The organism is Micromonospora sp. NPDC048839, assembly GCF_040649915.1.
Classification (GTDB): domain Bacteria; phylum Actinomycetota; class Actinomycetes; order Mycobacteriales; family Micromonosporaceae; genus Micromonospora.
The window spans coordinates 289,699-305,353 of the sequence record NZ_JBEZGL010000001.1 but is presented as its reverse complement, the minus strand read 5'-3'; the positions used below and the strand labels follow the sequence as shown (position 1 = coordinate 305,353).

Annotated in this window: 15 protein-coding genes and 1 tRNA gene; 8 read left to right on the top strand and 8 right to left on the bottom strand. The window is 72.6% G+C overall.

The features are described from left to right. The first annotated feature begins 134 nt into the window (after positions 1-134). Positions 135-1,274: a hypothetical protein gene (locus AB0C25_RS01475; RefSeq protein ID WP_357368424.1), complete on the top strand. Its 1,140-nt coding sequence runs from the start codon at positions 135-137 to the stop codon at positions 1,272-1,274. Positions 1,275-1,299: 25 nt separating this feature from the next. Here the strand turns inward: AB0C25_RS01475 and rsmI are convergent, their stop codons facing one another. After that, complete coding sequence (rsmI, locus tag AB0C25_RS01470; protein ID WP_357368422.1) at positions 1,300-2,148, bottom strand: 16S rRNA (cytidine(1402)-2'-O)-methyltransferase; 849 nt, start codon at positions 2,146-2,148, stop codon at positions 1,300-1,302. A 132-nt stretch (positions 2,149-2,280) separates the two neighbouring features. Here rsmI and AB0C25_RS01465 point away from each other — a divergent pair, with 132 nt between their 5' ends. From AB0C25_RS01465 to AB0C25_RS01455, 3 genes are all read left to right on the top strand, one after another. Continuing rightward, complete coding sequence (locus AB0C25_RS01465; protein WP_357369014.1) at positions 2,281-3,942, top strand: phospholipid carrier-dependent glycosyltransferase; 1,662 nt, start codon at positions 2,281-2,283, stop codon at positions 3,940-3,942. Positions 3,943-4,308: 366 nt separating this feature from the next. Continuing rightward, a complete protein-coding gene (locus AB0C25_RS01460; protein WP_357368420.1) occupies positions 4,309-5,592 on the top strand; it encodes a VWA domain-containing protein in 1,284 nt (427 codons plus the stop codon). Then, positions 5,592-6,374 (top strand): peptidase, encoded by a 783-nt coding sequence (locus tag AB0C25_RS01455; protein WP_357368418.1) that lies wholly within the window; start codon positions 5,592-5,594, stop codon positions 6,372-6,374. The genes AB0C25_RS01460 and AB0C25_RS01455 overlap by 1 nt, the downstream gene beginning before the upstream one ends. Positions 6,375-6,423: 49 nt before the next feature. Here AB0C25_RS01455 and AB0C25_RS01450 read toward each other — a convergent pair whose 3' ends face one another. Beyond that, positions 6,424-6,693: a hypothetical protein gene (locus AB0C25_RS01450; RefSeq protein ID WP_357368416.1), complete on the bottom strand. Its 270-nt coding sequence runs from the start codon at positions 6,691-6,693 to the stop codon at positions 6,424-6,426. Positions 6,694-6,891: 198 nt separating this feature from the next. Here AB0C25_RS01450 and AB0C25_RS01445 point away from each other — a divergent pair, with 198 nt between their 5' ends. Together AB0C25_RS01445 and AB0C25_RS01440 are read left to right on the top strand one after the other, a co-directional pair. Further along, positions 6,892-7,548, top strand: a complete 657-nt coding sequence (locus tag AB0C25_RS01445) for a 4'-phosphopantetheinyl transferase superfamily protein (protein ID WP_357368414.1) — start codon at positions 6,892-6,894, stop codon at positions 7,546-7,548. 78 nt (positions 7,549-7,626) lie between these two features. Beyond that, positions 7,627-7,977, top strand: coding sequence for a hypothetical protein (locus AB0C25_RS01440; RefSeq protein WP_357368412.1), 351 nt, complete (start codon positions 7,627-7,629; stop codon positions 7,975-7,977). Between the two features lie 63 nt (positions 7,978-8,040). Here AB0C25_RS01440 and AB0C25_RS01435 read toward each other — a convergent pair whose 3' ends face one another. Beyond that, positions 8,041-9,048: a hypothetical protein gene (locus AB0C25_RS01435; RefSeq protein ID WP_357368410.1), complete on the bottom strand. Its 1,008-nt coding sequence runs from the start codon at positions 9,046-9,048 to the stop codon at positions 8,041-8,043. Between the two features lie 313 nt (positions 9,049-9,361). Here AB0C25_RS01435 and AB0C25_RS01430 point away from each other — a divergent pair, with 313 nt between their 5' ends. Together AB0C25_RS01430 and AB0C25_RS01425 are read left to right on the top strand one after the other, a co-directional pair. After that, the gene (locus tag AB0C25_RS01430; protein WP_357368408.1) at positions 9,362-10,249 is read left to right on the top strand and encodes a hypothetical protein; all 888 of its coding nucleotides are present in this window, start codon (positions 9,362-9,364) and stop codon (positions 10,247-10,249) included. Between the two features lie 88 nt (positions 10,250-10,337). Further along, complete coding sequence (locus AB0C25_RS01425) at positions 10,338-11,084, top strand: hypothetical protein (RefSeq protein ID WP_357368406.1); 747 nt, start codon at positions 10,338-10,340, stop codon at positions 11,082-11,084. 136 nt (positions 11,085-11,220) lie between these two features. Here the strand turns inward: AB0C25_RS01425 and AB0C25_RS01420 are convergent. The 5 genes from AB0C25_RS01420 to AB0C25_RS01400 form a co-directional block, all read right to left on the bottom strand. Beyond that, positions 11,221-11,297 (bottom strand) — tRNA-Ala (locus AB0C25_RS01420). Positions 11,298-11,680: 383 nt separating this feature from the next. Then, on the bottom strand, positions 11,681-12,463 hold the full coding sequence (locus tag AB0C25_RS01415) for a hypothetical protein (RefSeq protein ID WP_357368404.1): 783 nt from the start codon (positions 12,461-12,463) through the stop codon (positions 11,681-11,683). A gap of 180 nt (positions 12,464-12,643) precedes the next feature. Then, the gene (locus tag AB0C25_RS01410) at positions 12,644-13,294 is read right to left on the bottom strand and encodes a GNAT family protein (RefSeq protein WP_357368402.1); all 651 of its coding nucleotides are present in this window, start codon (positions 13,292-13,294) and stop codon (positions 12,644-12,646) included. 79 nt (positions 13,295-13,373) lie between these two features. Next, entirely contained in the window at positions 13,374-14,687 is a 1,314-nt protein-coding gene (gene glp / locus AB0C25_RS01405) for a gephyrin-like molybdotransferase Glp (protein ID WP_357241216.1), read from the bottom strand. Next, a complete protein-coding gene (locus tag AB0C25_RS01400; RefSeq protein WP_357368399.1) occupies positions 14,684-15,646 on the bottom strand; it encodes a UTP--glucose-1-phosphate uridylyltransferase in 963 nt (320 codons plus the stop codon). The genes glp and AB0C25_RS01400 overlap by 4 nt, the downstream gene beginning before the upstream one ends. Between the last annotated feature and the right edge of the window lie 9 nt (positions 15,647-15,655).

Genomic DNA, 15,655 nt, shown 5'->3' with positions numbered 1-15,655 from the left:
CGGGGCGACCGCGAACCAATAGGGGGTGCCGGGCCGACGGACCGGACCGACCACCCCGCCAATTGGTCCGATTTGTCGCCGACACGCGGCGCAACTGCCCGATACGCCCTCCCGATCGGTGTGCAATGAACCTCGTGACTGGCAGACGAGCGGCGCGGGACCACGAGGACCCTCCCACCGGCCCGACGGTCGACGGCGACCCCGAACCGGCCGCACCCCGCGGTGCCGGGGTCGCACCCCAGCCCCGGCCGGTGCCCGGTGTCGACCCGGGCTCCGCGCCGCGACCAAGCCCGGCCCCACGACCGGGCACCGCCGCACGACCGGGCACTGCCGCCGACCGGCCGGCGGAACAGCAGCACACGCCGTCCGGACGGGCGGTCGCGCCGAGACGCGACGACGCCGCGAATCTCGCCGCCACCCCGGCCCGACCCACGCCGGCCGCGCCGACGCCCACCCCGGCCCGTCCGACCCCGGCGGCACCCGTACCCAGCCCGGCCCGAACCGACCCGCCGGTCCCACCGGTCGGCGCGGAGGCCGTCGAGGTGGAGCCGACCACCGGGGCGCCGGTGGACGCGGTGCCGAGTCGGGTGCCCGTCCGGCAGCAGAGCAGCCGGGAGCGGGGCCTCCGGGCCGGCGGTGACCAGCCGGACGACGACGGTGCCTTCTGGGCACCGATCGAGCAGGTGCACTGGGACGGCACGCCGGTCCGGGAGGACCCGTCGCCGCAGCGCGACCGCGGCTCACGCCAGGCGCGACGGCGTGCGCCGAGCCGTGGCGTCCCACCGCCGGATCCGCTGCCCGGGCTCGCCGCGCTGGTTTCGCTGACCCTGGTCACGGCCTTCTTCGCCTGGGTCAGCGCCGGCCCGTTCTGGCTGGCGGTCGGGCACGCGCGGGCGGGCACCGTGGTGATCGCCGAGTGCACCGGCGGTGGGCTCACCCAGCGGTGCCGGGGGATCTTCACGGCACAGGACGGGCGGTTCGTCGCGCACGGGGTACGCGTCAGCGGCGTGCCCGCCGGAGCGGACGCGACCGGCACACCGCTACCGGCGCGGATGACCGGCTCCGACGGCGGCACCGCGTACGCGGACACCGGACTGGTCCGGCACCTGCGCTGGCTGCCCGGCCTGCTGGTGGTGCTGTGCTGTACCGCCGGCATCGTCCGGTGGACCGGGTCGGCCCGACTGCCCGGCCGCCGGCACCGCCACTGGGCCGTGGCGGTCGCCGTTACCGGCCCGGTGTTGATCACCGTCGGCTTCCTGGTTGCCGCCTGGTGAACCTGCCGTCCGCCGGGAGCCTCGGTCAGCTGTGCACGATCGTGTAGACGTCCCGGCGGCGCAGCGCGTACTCGGTGGCGACGTCGGTGATGGCGTCGCGGCGGGACCGGCCGCCGGCCTCCCGCTCGGCGACCGCCGCGCGCAGGGTGTCGTCGTCGGGGCGCTCCGGTGCGGTCACCGGCGCCCCGGCCACCACCAGGGTGATCTCACCGCGCGGGTCGCCCTCGGCGGCCCACCGGGCCAGCTCGCCGAGGGGGCGGCGGAGCACCTCCTCGTAGGTCTTGGTGAGTTCGCGGCAGAGCGCGGCCGGCCGGTCCGCGCCGAACGTGTCGGCCAGGTCGGTGAGCGCCGCGCCGATCCGGTGCGGGGCTTCGAAGAAGACGAGCGTGCGTTCCTCGGCGGCGAGGGCACGCAGCCGGGACCGGCGGGCGCCGGGGGTGCGGGGCAGGAAGCCCTCGAAGCAGAACCGGTCGCAGGGCAGCCCGGACACCGCCAGGGCGGTGGTGACGGCGCTCGGCCCGGGAGCGACGGTGACCGGCGCCCCGACGTCCAACGCGGCCCGGACCAGCCGGTAGCCGGGGTCGGAGACGCTCGGCATCCCCCCGTCGGTGACAAGTGCCACCACGTATCCGCCGAGGATGACCTCGACCAGCTCGGGCGTACGCCGCTCCTCGTTGCCCTCGAAGTAGGAGACGATGCGACCGCCGACGGTGATGTCGAGATCGCGGGCCAGCCGGGTGAGCCGACGAGTGTCCTCGGCGGCGACGACGTCGGCAGTGCTCAGCACCTCCCGGAGTCGGGCCGAGGCGTCGGCGGGGTTGCCGAGCGGGGCACCGAGCAGGACCAGGCGCCCAGCTTCGGACATTTCACCCACGAATTCGTCTCCTTCATCGACAGCGAGTACCGGTATCGGGGACGACGGGCGCCACCGAGCACCTTGGCAGCCTACGATCGCCGGGTGACGAGTGCGTCGACTGCGCAGAGCCCGAGCGCCGATCCTGCCAAGATGGTCGAGGTGACGGGCGAGCCCAGCCCACACCAGGAGCCGACGGCGCCGCCCGCCGGTGACGGCGGCGTGCCCGCCCAGATCCGGCGACGGTTCGCCACCATCGACAGCCAGGTGGACCGGTTCTCCTGGGCGGCCACAGCCGTGGTCGTGGCCATCGCGGCGATCCTGCGCTTCGTCGGACTGTCCAGCATCAAGGGCAAGATCTTCGACGAGACGTACTACGCCAAGGACGGCTACGGGCTGATCAGCCGGGGCGTCGAGTGGAACTACAAGGACAACGGCCCGTCGTACGTCGTGCACCCACCGCTGGGCAAGTGGCTGATCGGCCTCGGCGAGTGGGCCTTCGGCTACCAGGACGCCGACTCGAAGGTCTCGGTCCCCGGGCACCTGATAACCACCGCGCCGGAGTTCGGCTGGCGGTTCTCGGCGGCCGTGATCGGCACGCTGTCGGTGTTGCTGCTGGTGCGCATCGGTCGGCGGATGTTCCGCTCGACGGTGCTCGGTTGCGCCGCCGGCCTGCTGCTCGCCCTGGACGGCTTCCACCTGGTGCTGTCCCGGGCGGCGCTGCTCGACATCTTCCTGCTCTTCTTCGTGCTGGCCGCGTTCGGCGCGTTGGTGCTCGATCGGGACGCCCGCCGTCGCCGCTGGGCGCGGGCGCTTGACGACGGGCTCGACCTGAGCCAGACGGGCCGGGCCGGCCGACTGCCGACCGGCTGGCGCACCTGGCCGTGGTGGCGGTTGGCTGCCGGCGTGCTGATCGGCTGCGCCTGCGCGGTGAAGTGGAGCGCCCTGTATTTCGTCCCGGCCTTCGCGCTGCTGGTGATTCTCTGGGAGGTCGGCGTCCGCCGCTCGGCGGGGGTCCGCCGGCCGTGGCGGGATGCCCTGGTCGACGAGCTGCCCTGGTTGGTGCTGGCCGGCGTGCTCATGATCGGCACCTACCTGGCCACCTGGTCGGGATGGCTGATCACCGACGACGGCTACTACCGGCTCGCGTCGGCCTACCCGGCCGCCCACCTCAGTGACCGCCCGGTGATCGGGCCGCTGATCAACCTCTTCGAGTACCACCGTGCGGCGTACGGCTTCCATGCCCAGCTCGACGACGCGCACAAATACCAGTCGTGGCCGTGGCAGTGGTTGCTGCTCGGTCGGCCGGTGGCGTTCCACTGGACCGGTGACGGGGCCTGCGGGGCGCCGACCTGCGCCTCCGAGATCCTGCTGTTGGGCACCCCGCTGCTCTGGTGGTCCTTCCTGCCCGCCCTGGCGGCGCTGGCCTGGCTGGGCCTGGCTCGTCGCGACTGGCGGGCCGGCGCGATCCTGCTCACCGTGGCCGCCGGGCTGCTGCCGTGGTTCTGGTTCGCCCTCGACGGCCGGACGATGTTCTCGTTCTACGCCGCGCCGGCGCTGCCCTTCCTGGTGCTGGCGGTGGTGTACGTGCTGGGTGCGCTCATCGCTCCGGCCGGGGGTGCCGTGGGCACGGTGACGCCGCTGGTGCCCGGTGACCCGAGTTACGAACGCCGACTGGTGGGCAGCATCGCGGCCGGGGCGTACGTGCTGCTGGTGGCGCTCTGCTTCGCGTACTTTTATCCGATTTTCGTCGGCAAGACCATCCCGTATGCGGACTGGTTGTCCCGAATGTGGCTCGACGGCCGGTGGATATAAGCACCGACAGGCGACGCGCCGCATAGCGCGACGGAGAAGGGCCCGCACGCCGAAGCGTGCGGGCCCTTCTGACATAGACGCGCGCCCCGATCGCCTGCCACGGGGGAAGCGGGCGATTGGGGCGCGCATGAAGAGCTTAACCACCGCGCACCACCGGCACAACGGGTCAACTTAAGTCAGATTTCCGACCGATGGCGGCCGAGCCGATGCTTGCCATCGTGCAGTTGACCGAGGGTGACCTGACGTGGACCCAGCGCGTGATGGGGCCGGCCAGTGCGGCTCGTCAACTCGGGCCGGGGGTGGCCGGCCGCCAACCCCCACCATCCCAAGTGATCATCCAAAGTGGATCTCACTACACTGCGGGCCGTGATCAACTTCAAACGATCGGCGGCTGTCCTTCTCGGACTGTTGGCGACCACCGCGCTGGCCGGGCCGGTCCCGGCGCAGGCCGACGAGGAGCCGCTTCCCGAGCCTCCACGGGTTGAGCTCGTGCTCGACGTCAGCGGCTCGATGCGCGCCGCCGACATCGACGGACGCAGCCGGATCTCGGTCGCCCAGCAGGCCTTCAACGAGGTGGTGGACGCGCTGCCGGAGGACACCCAGCTCGGTATCCGGGTGCTCGGCGCGACCTACCGTGGCAAGGACAAGAAGGTCGGCTGCCAGGACACCCAGCAGATCGTGCCGGTCGGTCCGGTGGACCGCAGCGCGGCCAAGGCCGCGGTGGCGACGCTGCGGCCGACCGGGTTCACACCTGTCGGCCTGGCACTGCGCTCCGCCGCACAGGACCTGGGCACCGGGGCCACCACCCGAAGGATCGTGCTGATCACCGACGGAGAGGACACCTGCGCGCCGCCGGACCCGTGCGAGGTGGCCCGGGAACTCGCCGCCCAGGGCACCAGCCTGGTCGTCGACACCCTCGGCCTGGCTCCCGACGAGAAGGTCCGCCGACAACTGCTCTGCATCGCCAGCGCGACCGGCGGCACCTACACCGCCGCCCAGAGCGCCGAGGAGCTGACCGGCCGGATCAAGCAGCTCGTCGAGCGGGCCGGCGACACCAACACCCGGGCGCCGACGGTCGTCGGCGGCGCGAACGCCTGCGACACGGCGCCACTACTCGCCCCCGGCGTCTACGCCGACCGGGAGGCGTTCTCCGAGCACCGCTACTACCGGGTGCCGGTACGCCCCGGGCAGGAACTTCGCGCATCGGTGAGCATGGCGCTGGACCGAGCGGTCAACCGGGACTACGGGGTGCTGCTGCGGGCCACCGCGGCGGACGGCCGGGAACTGGTCCGGGGCGCGGACGCCAGCAGCGGGCGAGCCGACGTGCTCTCCGCCGGACTGCGCTGGTCCGCCACGGCCGACGACGAGGACGCAGCGCGAATCAAGGAGAGCGCCACCCCGGTCGTCGAACCCACCACCGTCTGCCTGGTGGTCAGCAACTCGTTCGCCCCACGCCCCGGCACCGCGGCGACTCCGGGCATGCCGGTGGAGTTGACCATCGACGTGGTCGCCGCCGCGCCCGCGCCGGACGGACCGGACCTCGGCCGAGGTTGGGCCCTGCTCGCCCTGCTCACCGTCGTCGGGCTGCTCGCCGGCCTGCTCGCCGGCCTGCTCACCCGCTGGTGGGTCGCCACCTGGAGGGAGAACTGATGCGTACCGCACTGTCGCGTTCGCTGGCGGCCCTGCTCGCCGCCGGCGGAGCCGCGCTGCTTCCCGCCCCGGCCGTCGCCGCGCCGACCCCCTCCCCCGGAGCCACCCCGGTGAACCGAGCCGGTACGTCGTTCCTCAGCGCCACCCCGATCGCCGCCGGACAACCGGTGCGGGTGGACGCCTCGATCGGCGACCACCTCTACTGGTCGTTCCCGGCGACCGCCGGTCAGGTGCAGGAGATCAGCGCCACCGTCACCTTCCCGAAGGGGCGCAGCGGCGCATCCACCTGGACGGTCGACGTCTTCGACGGTCTACGGCGGCGTCAGGCGTGCACGGCGGGGGCGCAGACCCCGACCGTGGACGCCACGGCGACGAGCGTGGCGCTGGGCTGCACCCTGCGCGAGGTGCGGCCGTGGGCCGAGCCCTGGTCGGCCGACCCGCTGCCCGGCTCGTACGTCGTCCGGCTCTCCGTGATCGACCTGCCAGAGGCGGATCTGGGCGCGCCGATCGACGTGGACCTGCTGATCGGCACCATCGGCGATCGGGGCGCCTCGGCCGACGACGGTGAGTTGGCCGCGCCGCTGGTGCCGAACACCAAGGCGGGCACGGTGCTCAACGCCGTACCCCCGGTGGACCCGGATGCCGACGACGAGGGCGACCCACTCGCGGACTGGTTGCCGGATCTCGGCTCGCGGTGGGTCTGGACCGGCATCGGCGGCGTGCTCGCCGCGGTGGCCGGCGTGGTGGGTTTCGCGATGACCCGGCGGCCGCGGCGCCGCTGAGGCGTCCGGCCCCGCTGGTGGCCCCGCCCGACGGCGGGGCCACCAGCGGTCAGTCGCGTCGAGGTCGGCGGGGCAGCCAGCCGATGAAGCGGCCCTGAAGCGACATCACCGGGGCGGTGCGCAGGTCCTCCGTGGCGGCGGCGAGGCAGGAGCCCAGATAGACGCTGAGCATTGCCCGATCACTGCCGTACTCAGCCAACAACCGGCTGCGTTTGGTCGCGCACGGCCACTCGTCACCGCAGGAGCCGCAGCTCCAGCAGGGGGTCTTCGGGGCGTGGTCCTCGGCCCGCACCCCCGCCCGTTCGGCACCATCGGTCATCGCACGTCCTTCCAATGTCCACGGGCTGGCCAGCAGCGGTGCCCGGCCAGGTTCGATGGTGGTCCCCCCGGAGCCATCAGAGAGGGCGGTACGCGGCCCTCCGGTGTTACATCCTTGCGGTACCTTCTCCGGTTGTGGGAGTCGGAAATTTGACGGTTGACCCGATCCTCCATTCCTACCGACGGGTAAGCCAGCGCAATGCGTGACCTGTTGCCGCCGACAGTCGCGGTGGCCGTCGCCGGGCCGGCCGACTGGGTCGGCGAGCTGCTCGCCGCCGAGCAGGCGTGCCTCGGCGACCAGGCCGTGCCGACCCGCCGGAGGGACTTCACCGCCGGGCGGGTCTGCGCCCGACGAGCGCTGACCGAGCTCGGCCTGCCACCGATCGCCGTGCCGGCCGCCGCCGACCGTGCGCCGGTCTGGCCGGCGGGGGTGGTCGGCGCCATCACCCACACCGCCGGCTACTGCGCCGCCGCGGCGGCGCATGCCACCGACATCCGGTCCGTCGGCATGGACGCCGAGCAACACCGCGAGATCAGTCCGGGAGTACGCCGACTCGTGCTGCTGCCCGAGGAGGAGGCCGACTGCGCGCGGTTGCCCGGCGGCACCTTCTGGCCGATCGTGCTGTTCAGTGCCAAGGAGACCGTCTACAAGGTCTGGCATCCGGTCGTCGGGAGCTGGTTGGATTTCCAGGACGCCCGACTGGACATCGATCCCGACGCGGGCACGTTCACGGCCCGGATCGCACGGGCCCGGCTGGACGAGGCGGGGGTCGACGATCCGCCAGCGTCGATCAGCGGCCGTTTCGTGGTCGTCGACGGGTTGGTCCGCACCGCCGCGGTGCTCCCCCTGCGCTGACCGCCGAGGGCCATCGGCCCCGCACGGTAGCGTCGGTGGAGTTCTCGAACCGCACGTACCGAGGCGTCAAGGAGTACGGTGACCCACCCCCAGCCCACCGTCGGGCCGCACCACCGCCAGCAGTCGAACCTGGAGCCACCGGACCGCCCCGTTCCAGCAACACCGCAGCCGCCGTTCTCGGGTGCCGCGTATCCGGCGGCCGGCACCGGTCGGGGATTCCCGGTGACCGGGCTGCCGGGCTATCCGCTCGTCGCACCGGCGACGGCACGGACACACGCCTCCAAGAGAACCGCCGTGGTCGTCGCGATCACCACGGCCGTGCTCACCCTGCTCTGCTGCGCGGGCGGCATCGTGGCCGCCGTCGTGAGCACCAATCAGGACGACGACGCCAGGACCAACGCGATCGGGATCACCGGCCGGAACTCGTAACCCAGGCGCGATGCGGGCGGGCACCCGTACGGGTGCCCGCCCACTTGTCAGTTGTCCGTGGTGTCAGCAGCCCGTCCAGCGCACCGGGGTGAGTCGCTCCCCGTTGCGGAACCCGACGATGGTGCCCGTGTCGGAGATGGACCGGGCACCGATGCCCACCCCGTCGCTGCCTCCCGGCAGCACCCGGGAGGTCGTACCCCGCACGACCCGGTCAGCGCCCACCACGACGCCCTTGGCGTTGACGTCCTCCAACGACGGCGACTGCGGGTCGAGCGTCGTGTACGAGCCGTCCCGGAGGTTCCAGCGCACCGGGACCCAGATGCTGTCCGGCAGGTCGACATGGCCGATCGCCCACTGACCGGCCGCTTCGCTGACATAGGACATCTGCGCGCCGGGGACCGTGAGTGCGTCGTACCGGCCGTTCGGCCGGCGGACCCAACTGGTCCAGTACCCGAAGTCACCGGCGGTACCGACGATGGTCCCGTTCGCGGTGATCCCTCGCGGCTGGGCATTGGCCGGGGCGTCGAGCACCTCGACCGTGCCCGGCCGAGCCGCCGGCCAGCGCACCGCGAAGAACTCCCCGGTGTCGATGTCATTACCGAGGCCGACGATGTCGCCGGCCTTGTTGATGGCGGTGACGGAGATGCCCGTGGAGGACGGCACCACCGGCAGCTGCTCGACCCTGCCGTTGCGGTACCGCCACGGCTGGCCGCTGTTGCCCCAGCCGTTGCCGATCACGACGCCGTCGGCGTTGACGTCGGCAGGGGTCGCCATGCTCGGCGCCTCGACCTCGGTGAGCCGATTCCGGTCCCAGAACAGCAGCAGGTACTGGTTGTCGGTGCCCTCGATCCGCAGGGCCGAGCCGGCAACGAAGCGGCCCGTCGGGTCGATGACGTTCGCATCGGCACGGTAGGTGTCGGTCGGGTACGGCAGCGTGCTGATCTTGCAGGTGCCGAGGGCGGCGGCCCTGGGCGCGGCGGTCGCCGGTGCGGAGACAGCGACGCCGAGAGAGGCGGTCAGCAGGCCGGCGGCGGTGACGCCGGCCAGCGTCCGTCGAGCGGTGTGAGTCATCTTTTCTCCCCGTGTGAGCCCGGTTGAGCCCGAGCGCCGATTACTACTTGAGTCACCCGCGAGCAGACCGCACGGTTGCGGCGTGTCGGTGAGATGACAGCAGCGGAATCGCGCTGACCTACGGTGCCCACGGTTGAGCACGGCGACGACGGCCGGCCAGATTCGGGTCGTTCGCGGTGACTGGTGGCGGACACTCCTCTTTGTACGGCTTGTCGCACCGGCCGACTATGACCATCAATCCGTGCCGTAATGAGCTGACAGTAACCGCCGGGCAACCGCCCGTGCGGCTGTCTTGCCTCAGAGAGGAACGGGGATGCAGGGATCCTGGCGTAAGGCGGCAGTCACAGCCGCCCTGTCGATCGTTTGTGTGTCGGGTGGGTTGGCCCTGACCGCACCCGCACAGGCGCAGACCGTGGAGTCCGGATCGGTCTCCTTCGGCGGCGACCCCGGTGACTACATCACCGGTGGGGGCTCCTACTCGTACTCCACCGACGACAGCGACCAACTCACGGCGGACAGCCCGCTCGACAACAGCCGCGTGACGGTCAGCATCAGCGGTTACAACGGCGACCAGTGGTCGCTCACCTTCGACGCGCCCGGCAGCGCGGCGCTGGTGCCGGGCACCTACGAGACAACGAGCCGATACCCGTACAACGGGGCCGGCCCCGGGCTCGACCTGTCCGGCAACGGGCGGGGCTGCGACGACGCGACCGGCACCTTCACGATCGTCAACGCGGTGTTCGGCTCCAACGGCTACGTGCAGACCCTGGACGCCACCTTCGAGCAGTACTGCAATGGCGCGACGGCGGCCGCTCGCGGCGAGGTGCACATCGCCAACCCGCCGCCGCCCGAGCGGCTGCAACTCGCACTCGCCGTGGCGACCGACGGCATCGCCCACCGGGTGAACGGCAACGCGGTCCTGCACGGCACGGTGACCTGCAACCAGCCCATCTCGGTGTCCGTGGACGGCACCGTCACGCAGATCGTCCGGAAGGTGCTGGTTCGGGGCAGCTTCTCCACCCAGGTCACCTGCACCCCGGGCAGCCAGGTCCAATGGACGGCCGCGGCCGTCCCGACCGGCACCACCCCGTTCGGCAAGGGGCTCGCCGAGGCCATCACCCGGGCCATCGCCTACGACATCCCGTACGACGAGTACGTCTTCGTGACCGACACCTCGACCGTCAAGCTCACCCGGTCCTGATCCGTCCCGCCTGGCGGCCGGCACGACCCGGCCGCCAGGCGCTACGGTGGCCGGGTCCACGACGGAAGCACCACGAAAGATGGCACAGATGGCTGCCGACCCCGTGCACACCGCCCCTCGTCCAGCGGTCACCACGGCGCACCGGTCACCGTCCTCGCTGGACTACTACCTGGTACTGCCTCGACCCGACGACCCTGATCCGACCCGCGCGGTCGCGGGGCTCGTGGTCGAGGAGTTCACCCGGGAGCACGACCACATCAGCACGGGCCTGCACAGCGCGGGCTGGACGCCGGCCGCCGGCTGGTGGAGTACCGCCGCGCTCAGCCGGAGCATCCGCACCGACCCGGACACGTCGGCGCGGGTGGTCCCCACCTCCCGCGCCGAGGCCGAGGGTCACTACCGCACGCTCGGTGGCGGGCAACTGCCCGACGACACGGAGCTGCGCTCGTACCTCCTCGTCCACCAGCCGATCGCGACCGCCGCGCCGCTGCGACTCGGCCCGGCACAGCCGCCGGCCGGCTGGCACGAGCGGCGCGTCTACCGCGTCCTCTTCGCCAAGGATCTCCATCCGGACCAGGTGACGAGCCTCCGGGCGAGCTGGCGTACGCCGGTTGACGCCACGGGCGCATCGGCCGCGAGCGGTCACCTGGAGAAGGGCGGCGACCGGTTCGGCTGGGAGCTACGACGGGTCGCCCACACCCGGGCCTGGGCTCTGGACGTGACAGTCCTGCTGGGCGCCGCCGCCGACGACACGGTGGGTTCGACCCTGTCCGACCTGACGACAGTCCTGCGACAGCAGGGTCTGATACCCGTGACGACCGAGCGGTTCAGCTAACGCGGTGCCCACCGACCTTCACCGCGCTCACCTACGGGTGTAGAGGCTTAGGGCTCCGCCCGCCGGTCGCCTGACGGTCAAATGATCAAGGGCAGGCTCTCGATCTTACGAGAACCCGCCCTGACCTGCTCTTACGTGGTGGAGCTGAGGGGATTTGAACCCCTGACCCCCTCGATGCGAACGAGGTGCGCTACCAGTCTGCGCCACAGCCCCCCACCGGCGAACCGGCTTCGGTCCCACCCGGCTTACACCGGGCGGGCCGGCAGCAAGGCTAACAGGTCGCCGGCCCCCACCGCGAATCCGCCCCCGGTGCAGCGCTCCACCTGGCCCGGTAATCCACTCGGGTTCCGGGAAATCGGGGCATCCGGGACGCCTCGACACCCCCTCTTCCTGAAAACCGAGTCGATCAAGCGCTGGTCCGGCCGTCTTCCTGGAACCCGAGTCGATCAAGCCATCCGCCCGGGTGCCAGCCAAGCCGCCAGCCAGGGCGCCGGCCCGGACGTGGGCACGAGCCGACGGCCCGGACGTGGGCACGAGCCGACGGCCGGCACGAGCCGACGGCCGGCGAGCCGACGGCCGGCACGGGACGTTGGCGGTCAGGCGCCTCGGCCGGCCTCGTAGGGGCGCCCGCGGAGCCCGCCGGCCCGTCGGTACGAGACCGAGCCACCGTTGACCGCCGCCGGCAGGTCGCCGGGGCGGTCCAGGCCCATCGCGGCTCGGCGTACCCCCTCGCGCTGGGCGGCCAGGCGGCGCTGCGCCTCCCGGCGGGCCGCTGCGCGGCGGGCCTGCTCCCGGCGTACCTCGGCCTGCCGGGCGGCCAGCCAGGCGGCCTCCCGGGCTCGGGCGCGGCGGCGGCGGCGCCCGGCGAGGGCGCGACCCCGCAGGTGGACGACGTACATGGTCAGGAGCAGGAAGGTGACCGCGAAGCCGATCCAGAAGCCCGGGCTGGCAAACAGCACACCGATCAACTCGACGACGTTGAGCAGCAGCAGGGCGGCGAGCACCCGGCGACGCCGGTACACGGCCGGGGTGTGCTGACGGCGGGACGACGGGCGGCGGCGGGACCGCTTCGGCGCGGGTGGCACGGCGCGCAGTCGACCGGAGCGGCGGCCGGCCTGCGGCCCGGAGACCGGCGCGGTCAACACTCCGGTAGTCGCATCCTCGCTCAGGGTGACGACGAGTGAGCGCGGCGGGTGGACCGGCTGCCGCCCCGGGACAGTACGTCGCCGCCGGCGGCGCTGGAGCACCCGCGCCGTCGACTGCGCCCGCTCCGCCACCAACCGCTCGGTGGCGTCGTACCGGCGAACCAACGCCGGGGCCAGGGCGAGCAGGCCGGCGGCGGCGAGGACGGCGAGGAGCACCGAGGTCGGCACCCTCACCCCTCCCGTCACCGAATTCGGAGCAACCGCCACCCCACCGCAGGATCTTCCACCGATCGCGCCTAGGTGCGTGGATCGTCCGGCCGGAGAGCGCTCGCCGCAACTTGCAGTTACTTGAGGTTACGGCGGACCGACCAGGAAGCCGTCGCGCCGCGCCGATCCCGTCCGTGGGACAGCCTCTCAGCGGGCGGAGGCGCGTACCCGATGCCAGCGGGCCAGCAGGCCGCCCTCGGCAGCGATCTCCTCACTCGTCATCGCGTATCCGATGTGGTCACGCCAGGCGCCGTCGATGTGCATGTAGCGCACGTGGTACGACTCCTCGCGGAATCCCAACTTCTCCACCACCCGCCGCGACGGCCGATTCTCCGGACGGATGTTGACCTCTACCCGGTGCAGCCCGCCGGGGCCGAACGCGTGGTCCACGGCGAGGGCGAGCGCCGTCGGGATCACGCCCTGGCCGGCGACCCGGGCGTCCACCCAGTAGCCGACATAGCCGGAGCAGAGCGCCCGTCGCACGATGCTGCCCACGTTGATGTGCCCGACCAGCAGGTCCCGACTGCCCTCACGGAGGCAGACCGCGAAGGGCATGCCGTCACCCTCCCGGGCCGAGCGCCGCTGGTCACGCAGCACCCAGCGGAACGCGGCAGGTGAGTTCAGCTCGTCCCAACCGCCGGGCAACGACGACTCCCAGGGCGCCAGCCAGGCCCGGTTGGCCCGCCGGATCTCCGACCACGGCACCGCGTCGGAGCGCCGGTAGGGCCGCAGCAACACCGGGCCGTCCGCCAACTCCACCGGCCAGCCCGGTGCCCGCGGGGGTCCGAAGAGACTCACCCCTACAGTCTCCCGCGCGAGGCGGTGACGCGCGCAAGTGGACCCGCCAGGACCCGCCAACCGTCCGACCGGGACACCGTCACCGGCGGCGGTCCAGCAGCAGGACGTCCACGGTAGAGCCGGCCGCGGCGGTGGTGACCCGCTCACCGAGCACCAGCAGCCCGTTCGCCTCGGCCAGCCCGGAGAGAGTGAACGGTCCACCGCTGAGTGGCTGCACCGTGTACCCGCCGCCGCGCCGCTCGGCGACGTGCGCCGGCCGGAACTCGCGCAACCCGGCCGGGGACGACACGGTCTCCAGCAGGTGCGCCCGCACGCTGGGGCGGAACACGGGCTCGGCGCCGGCGAGCAGTTGGATGGCGGGGCGGGCCAGCACCTCGAACCCGATCAGGGCGGCACCCGGGTCACCGGGCAGGCAGACCACCGGCACCTCCTCGGCGCCGACCGTGCCGAACCCGAGCGCGGTGCCGGGATAGAGCGCCACGTCGGTGAACGTGACCGGCCCGACCCGGCCACCCTCGCGGCGGGACAGGATCCGGCGCACCATGTCTCCGGGGCCGGTGCCGGTGCCCCCGGTGGTGATGATGAGGTCGGCGCGCAGGGTCTGGTCCTCCAGCAACCCGCGCAGCCCCTCCGGGTCGTCGTCGCAGATCCCCACCCGGTACGCCAGTGCGCCCACCTCGGCCGCGGCGGCCGTCAGCGCGTGCGAGTTCGCGTCGACGACCTGCCCGGGCTGACTGCCCCGACCCACGTCGACGAGTTCGTCACCGGTGGCCACGATGACCACCCGCGGGCTGGGCCGGACCACCACGTGCCCGATGCCGGTGGCGGCGAAGACCGCGACCAGGGCCGGGGAGACGTACGTGCCGGCGCGGGCGAGCAGGGTGCCGGCGGGCAGTTCCGCACCGGCGCGCCGGACCCCGTACCCCCGTTTGGGGGTGCGGAAGATCTCCACCGCGGCCATGCCCTGGTCGGTCCACTCCACCGGGACGACGACGTCGGCGGCGACCGGCAGCGGCGCACCGGCGGCCACCGAGAAGCACGAGCCCGGGGTGAGTCGCACCGGCCGCCAGCTCGCCGCCCCGAGATCGCCGACCACGTTGAGCCGGATGGTCCGGCCACCGCGCGTGCCGGAGGGGGCCGGGACGTAGCTCGGGCCCCGGCCCCCTCCGGAAATGTCCTCCCAGCGCGCCGCGTAGCCGTCCACGGCCGCCTGGTCGAAGGCCGGGAAGGCGTGCGGCGCGACGACGTCCTCGGCGAGGACGTTGCCGTGCGCCTGGGTGAGCTCGAGGTCGAGTGGCGGCAGCGCGCGCAACCTGCGCAGCACGCTGCCCAGGTAGTCGGCGAGCGGCGTCAACTCGTTCGCGGCCGCCTCGGCGTCGGCCGTCGCGGTCATGTACCAGATCCGCCTGCCGCGTCGGCCTTGACGAAGTCGGCCAGCCAGGACCGGAACTCGGCGCCCAGGTCCTCGCGCTCGGCGGCGATCTGCACCACCGTCTGGAGGTAGCCCAGCGGCATGCCCGTGTCGTAGCGGGTGCCCCGGTAGACGATCGCGTGCACCGGGGTGCCCTCGGTGCGCAGCAGTTCCATCGCGTCGGTCAGCTGGATCTCGCCGCCGCTGCCGGGCTTGGTCCGCCGGATCGCGTCGAAGATCTTGCCGGGCAGCACGTACCGGCCGAGCACCGCGAGGTTGCTCGGGGCGTCCTCGGGCTGCGGCTTCTCCACCATCCCGGTCACCCTGACGACCTCACCGATGTCGGTCAGCTCCGCCTCGGCGGGCTCGACGGAGGCGATGCCGTACCGCTTGGTCTCGGCGGGGTCGACCTCGAAGAAGGCGAGCACCACACCGCCGGTGCGGGCCTGCAACTCGAGCATCGCCGGCAGCAGCGGCTCCGACGGCTTGACGAACTCGTCGCCGAGCAGCACCGCGAAGGGCTGGTCGCCGACGTGCGACTCGGCGTACCCGACGGCGTGGCCGAGCCCGAGCTGCTCGGGCTGCCGCACGGTGTAGATCTCGGCCAGCTCGCTGGGCCGACGCACCGCGGCCAGCCGCTCGGTGTCACCCTTCTCCTCCAGCCTGGTCTCCAGGTCGGGGCGACGGTCGAAGTGGTCCACCATCGACGTCTTACCCCGACCGGTGATCAGCAACACGTCACCGATGCCGGCCTGGGTGGCCTCCTCGACGATGTACTGCAGAACCGGCCGGTCCACCACCGGCAGCAACTCCTTGGGCACCGCCTTGGTGGCGGGCAGGAACCGGGTGGCCAGTCCGGCGGCCGGGATGACGGCCTTGACCGCCAGGGGACGGCCGTTCGAGGCGGCCGTCGATGAGGGGTTCGCTGAGTGCTCCGACATGCCGCGAGA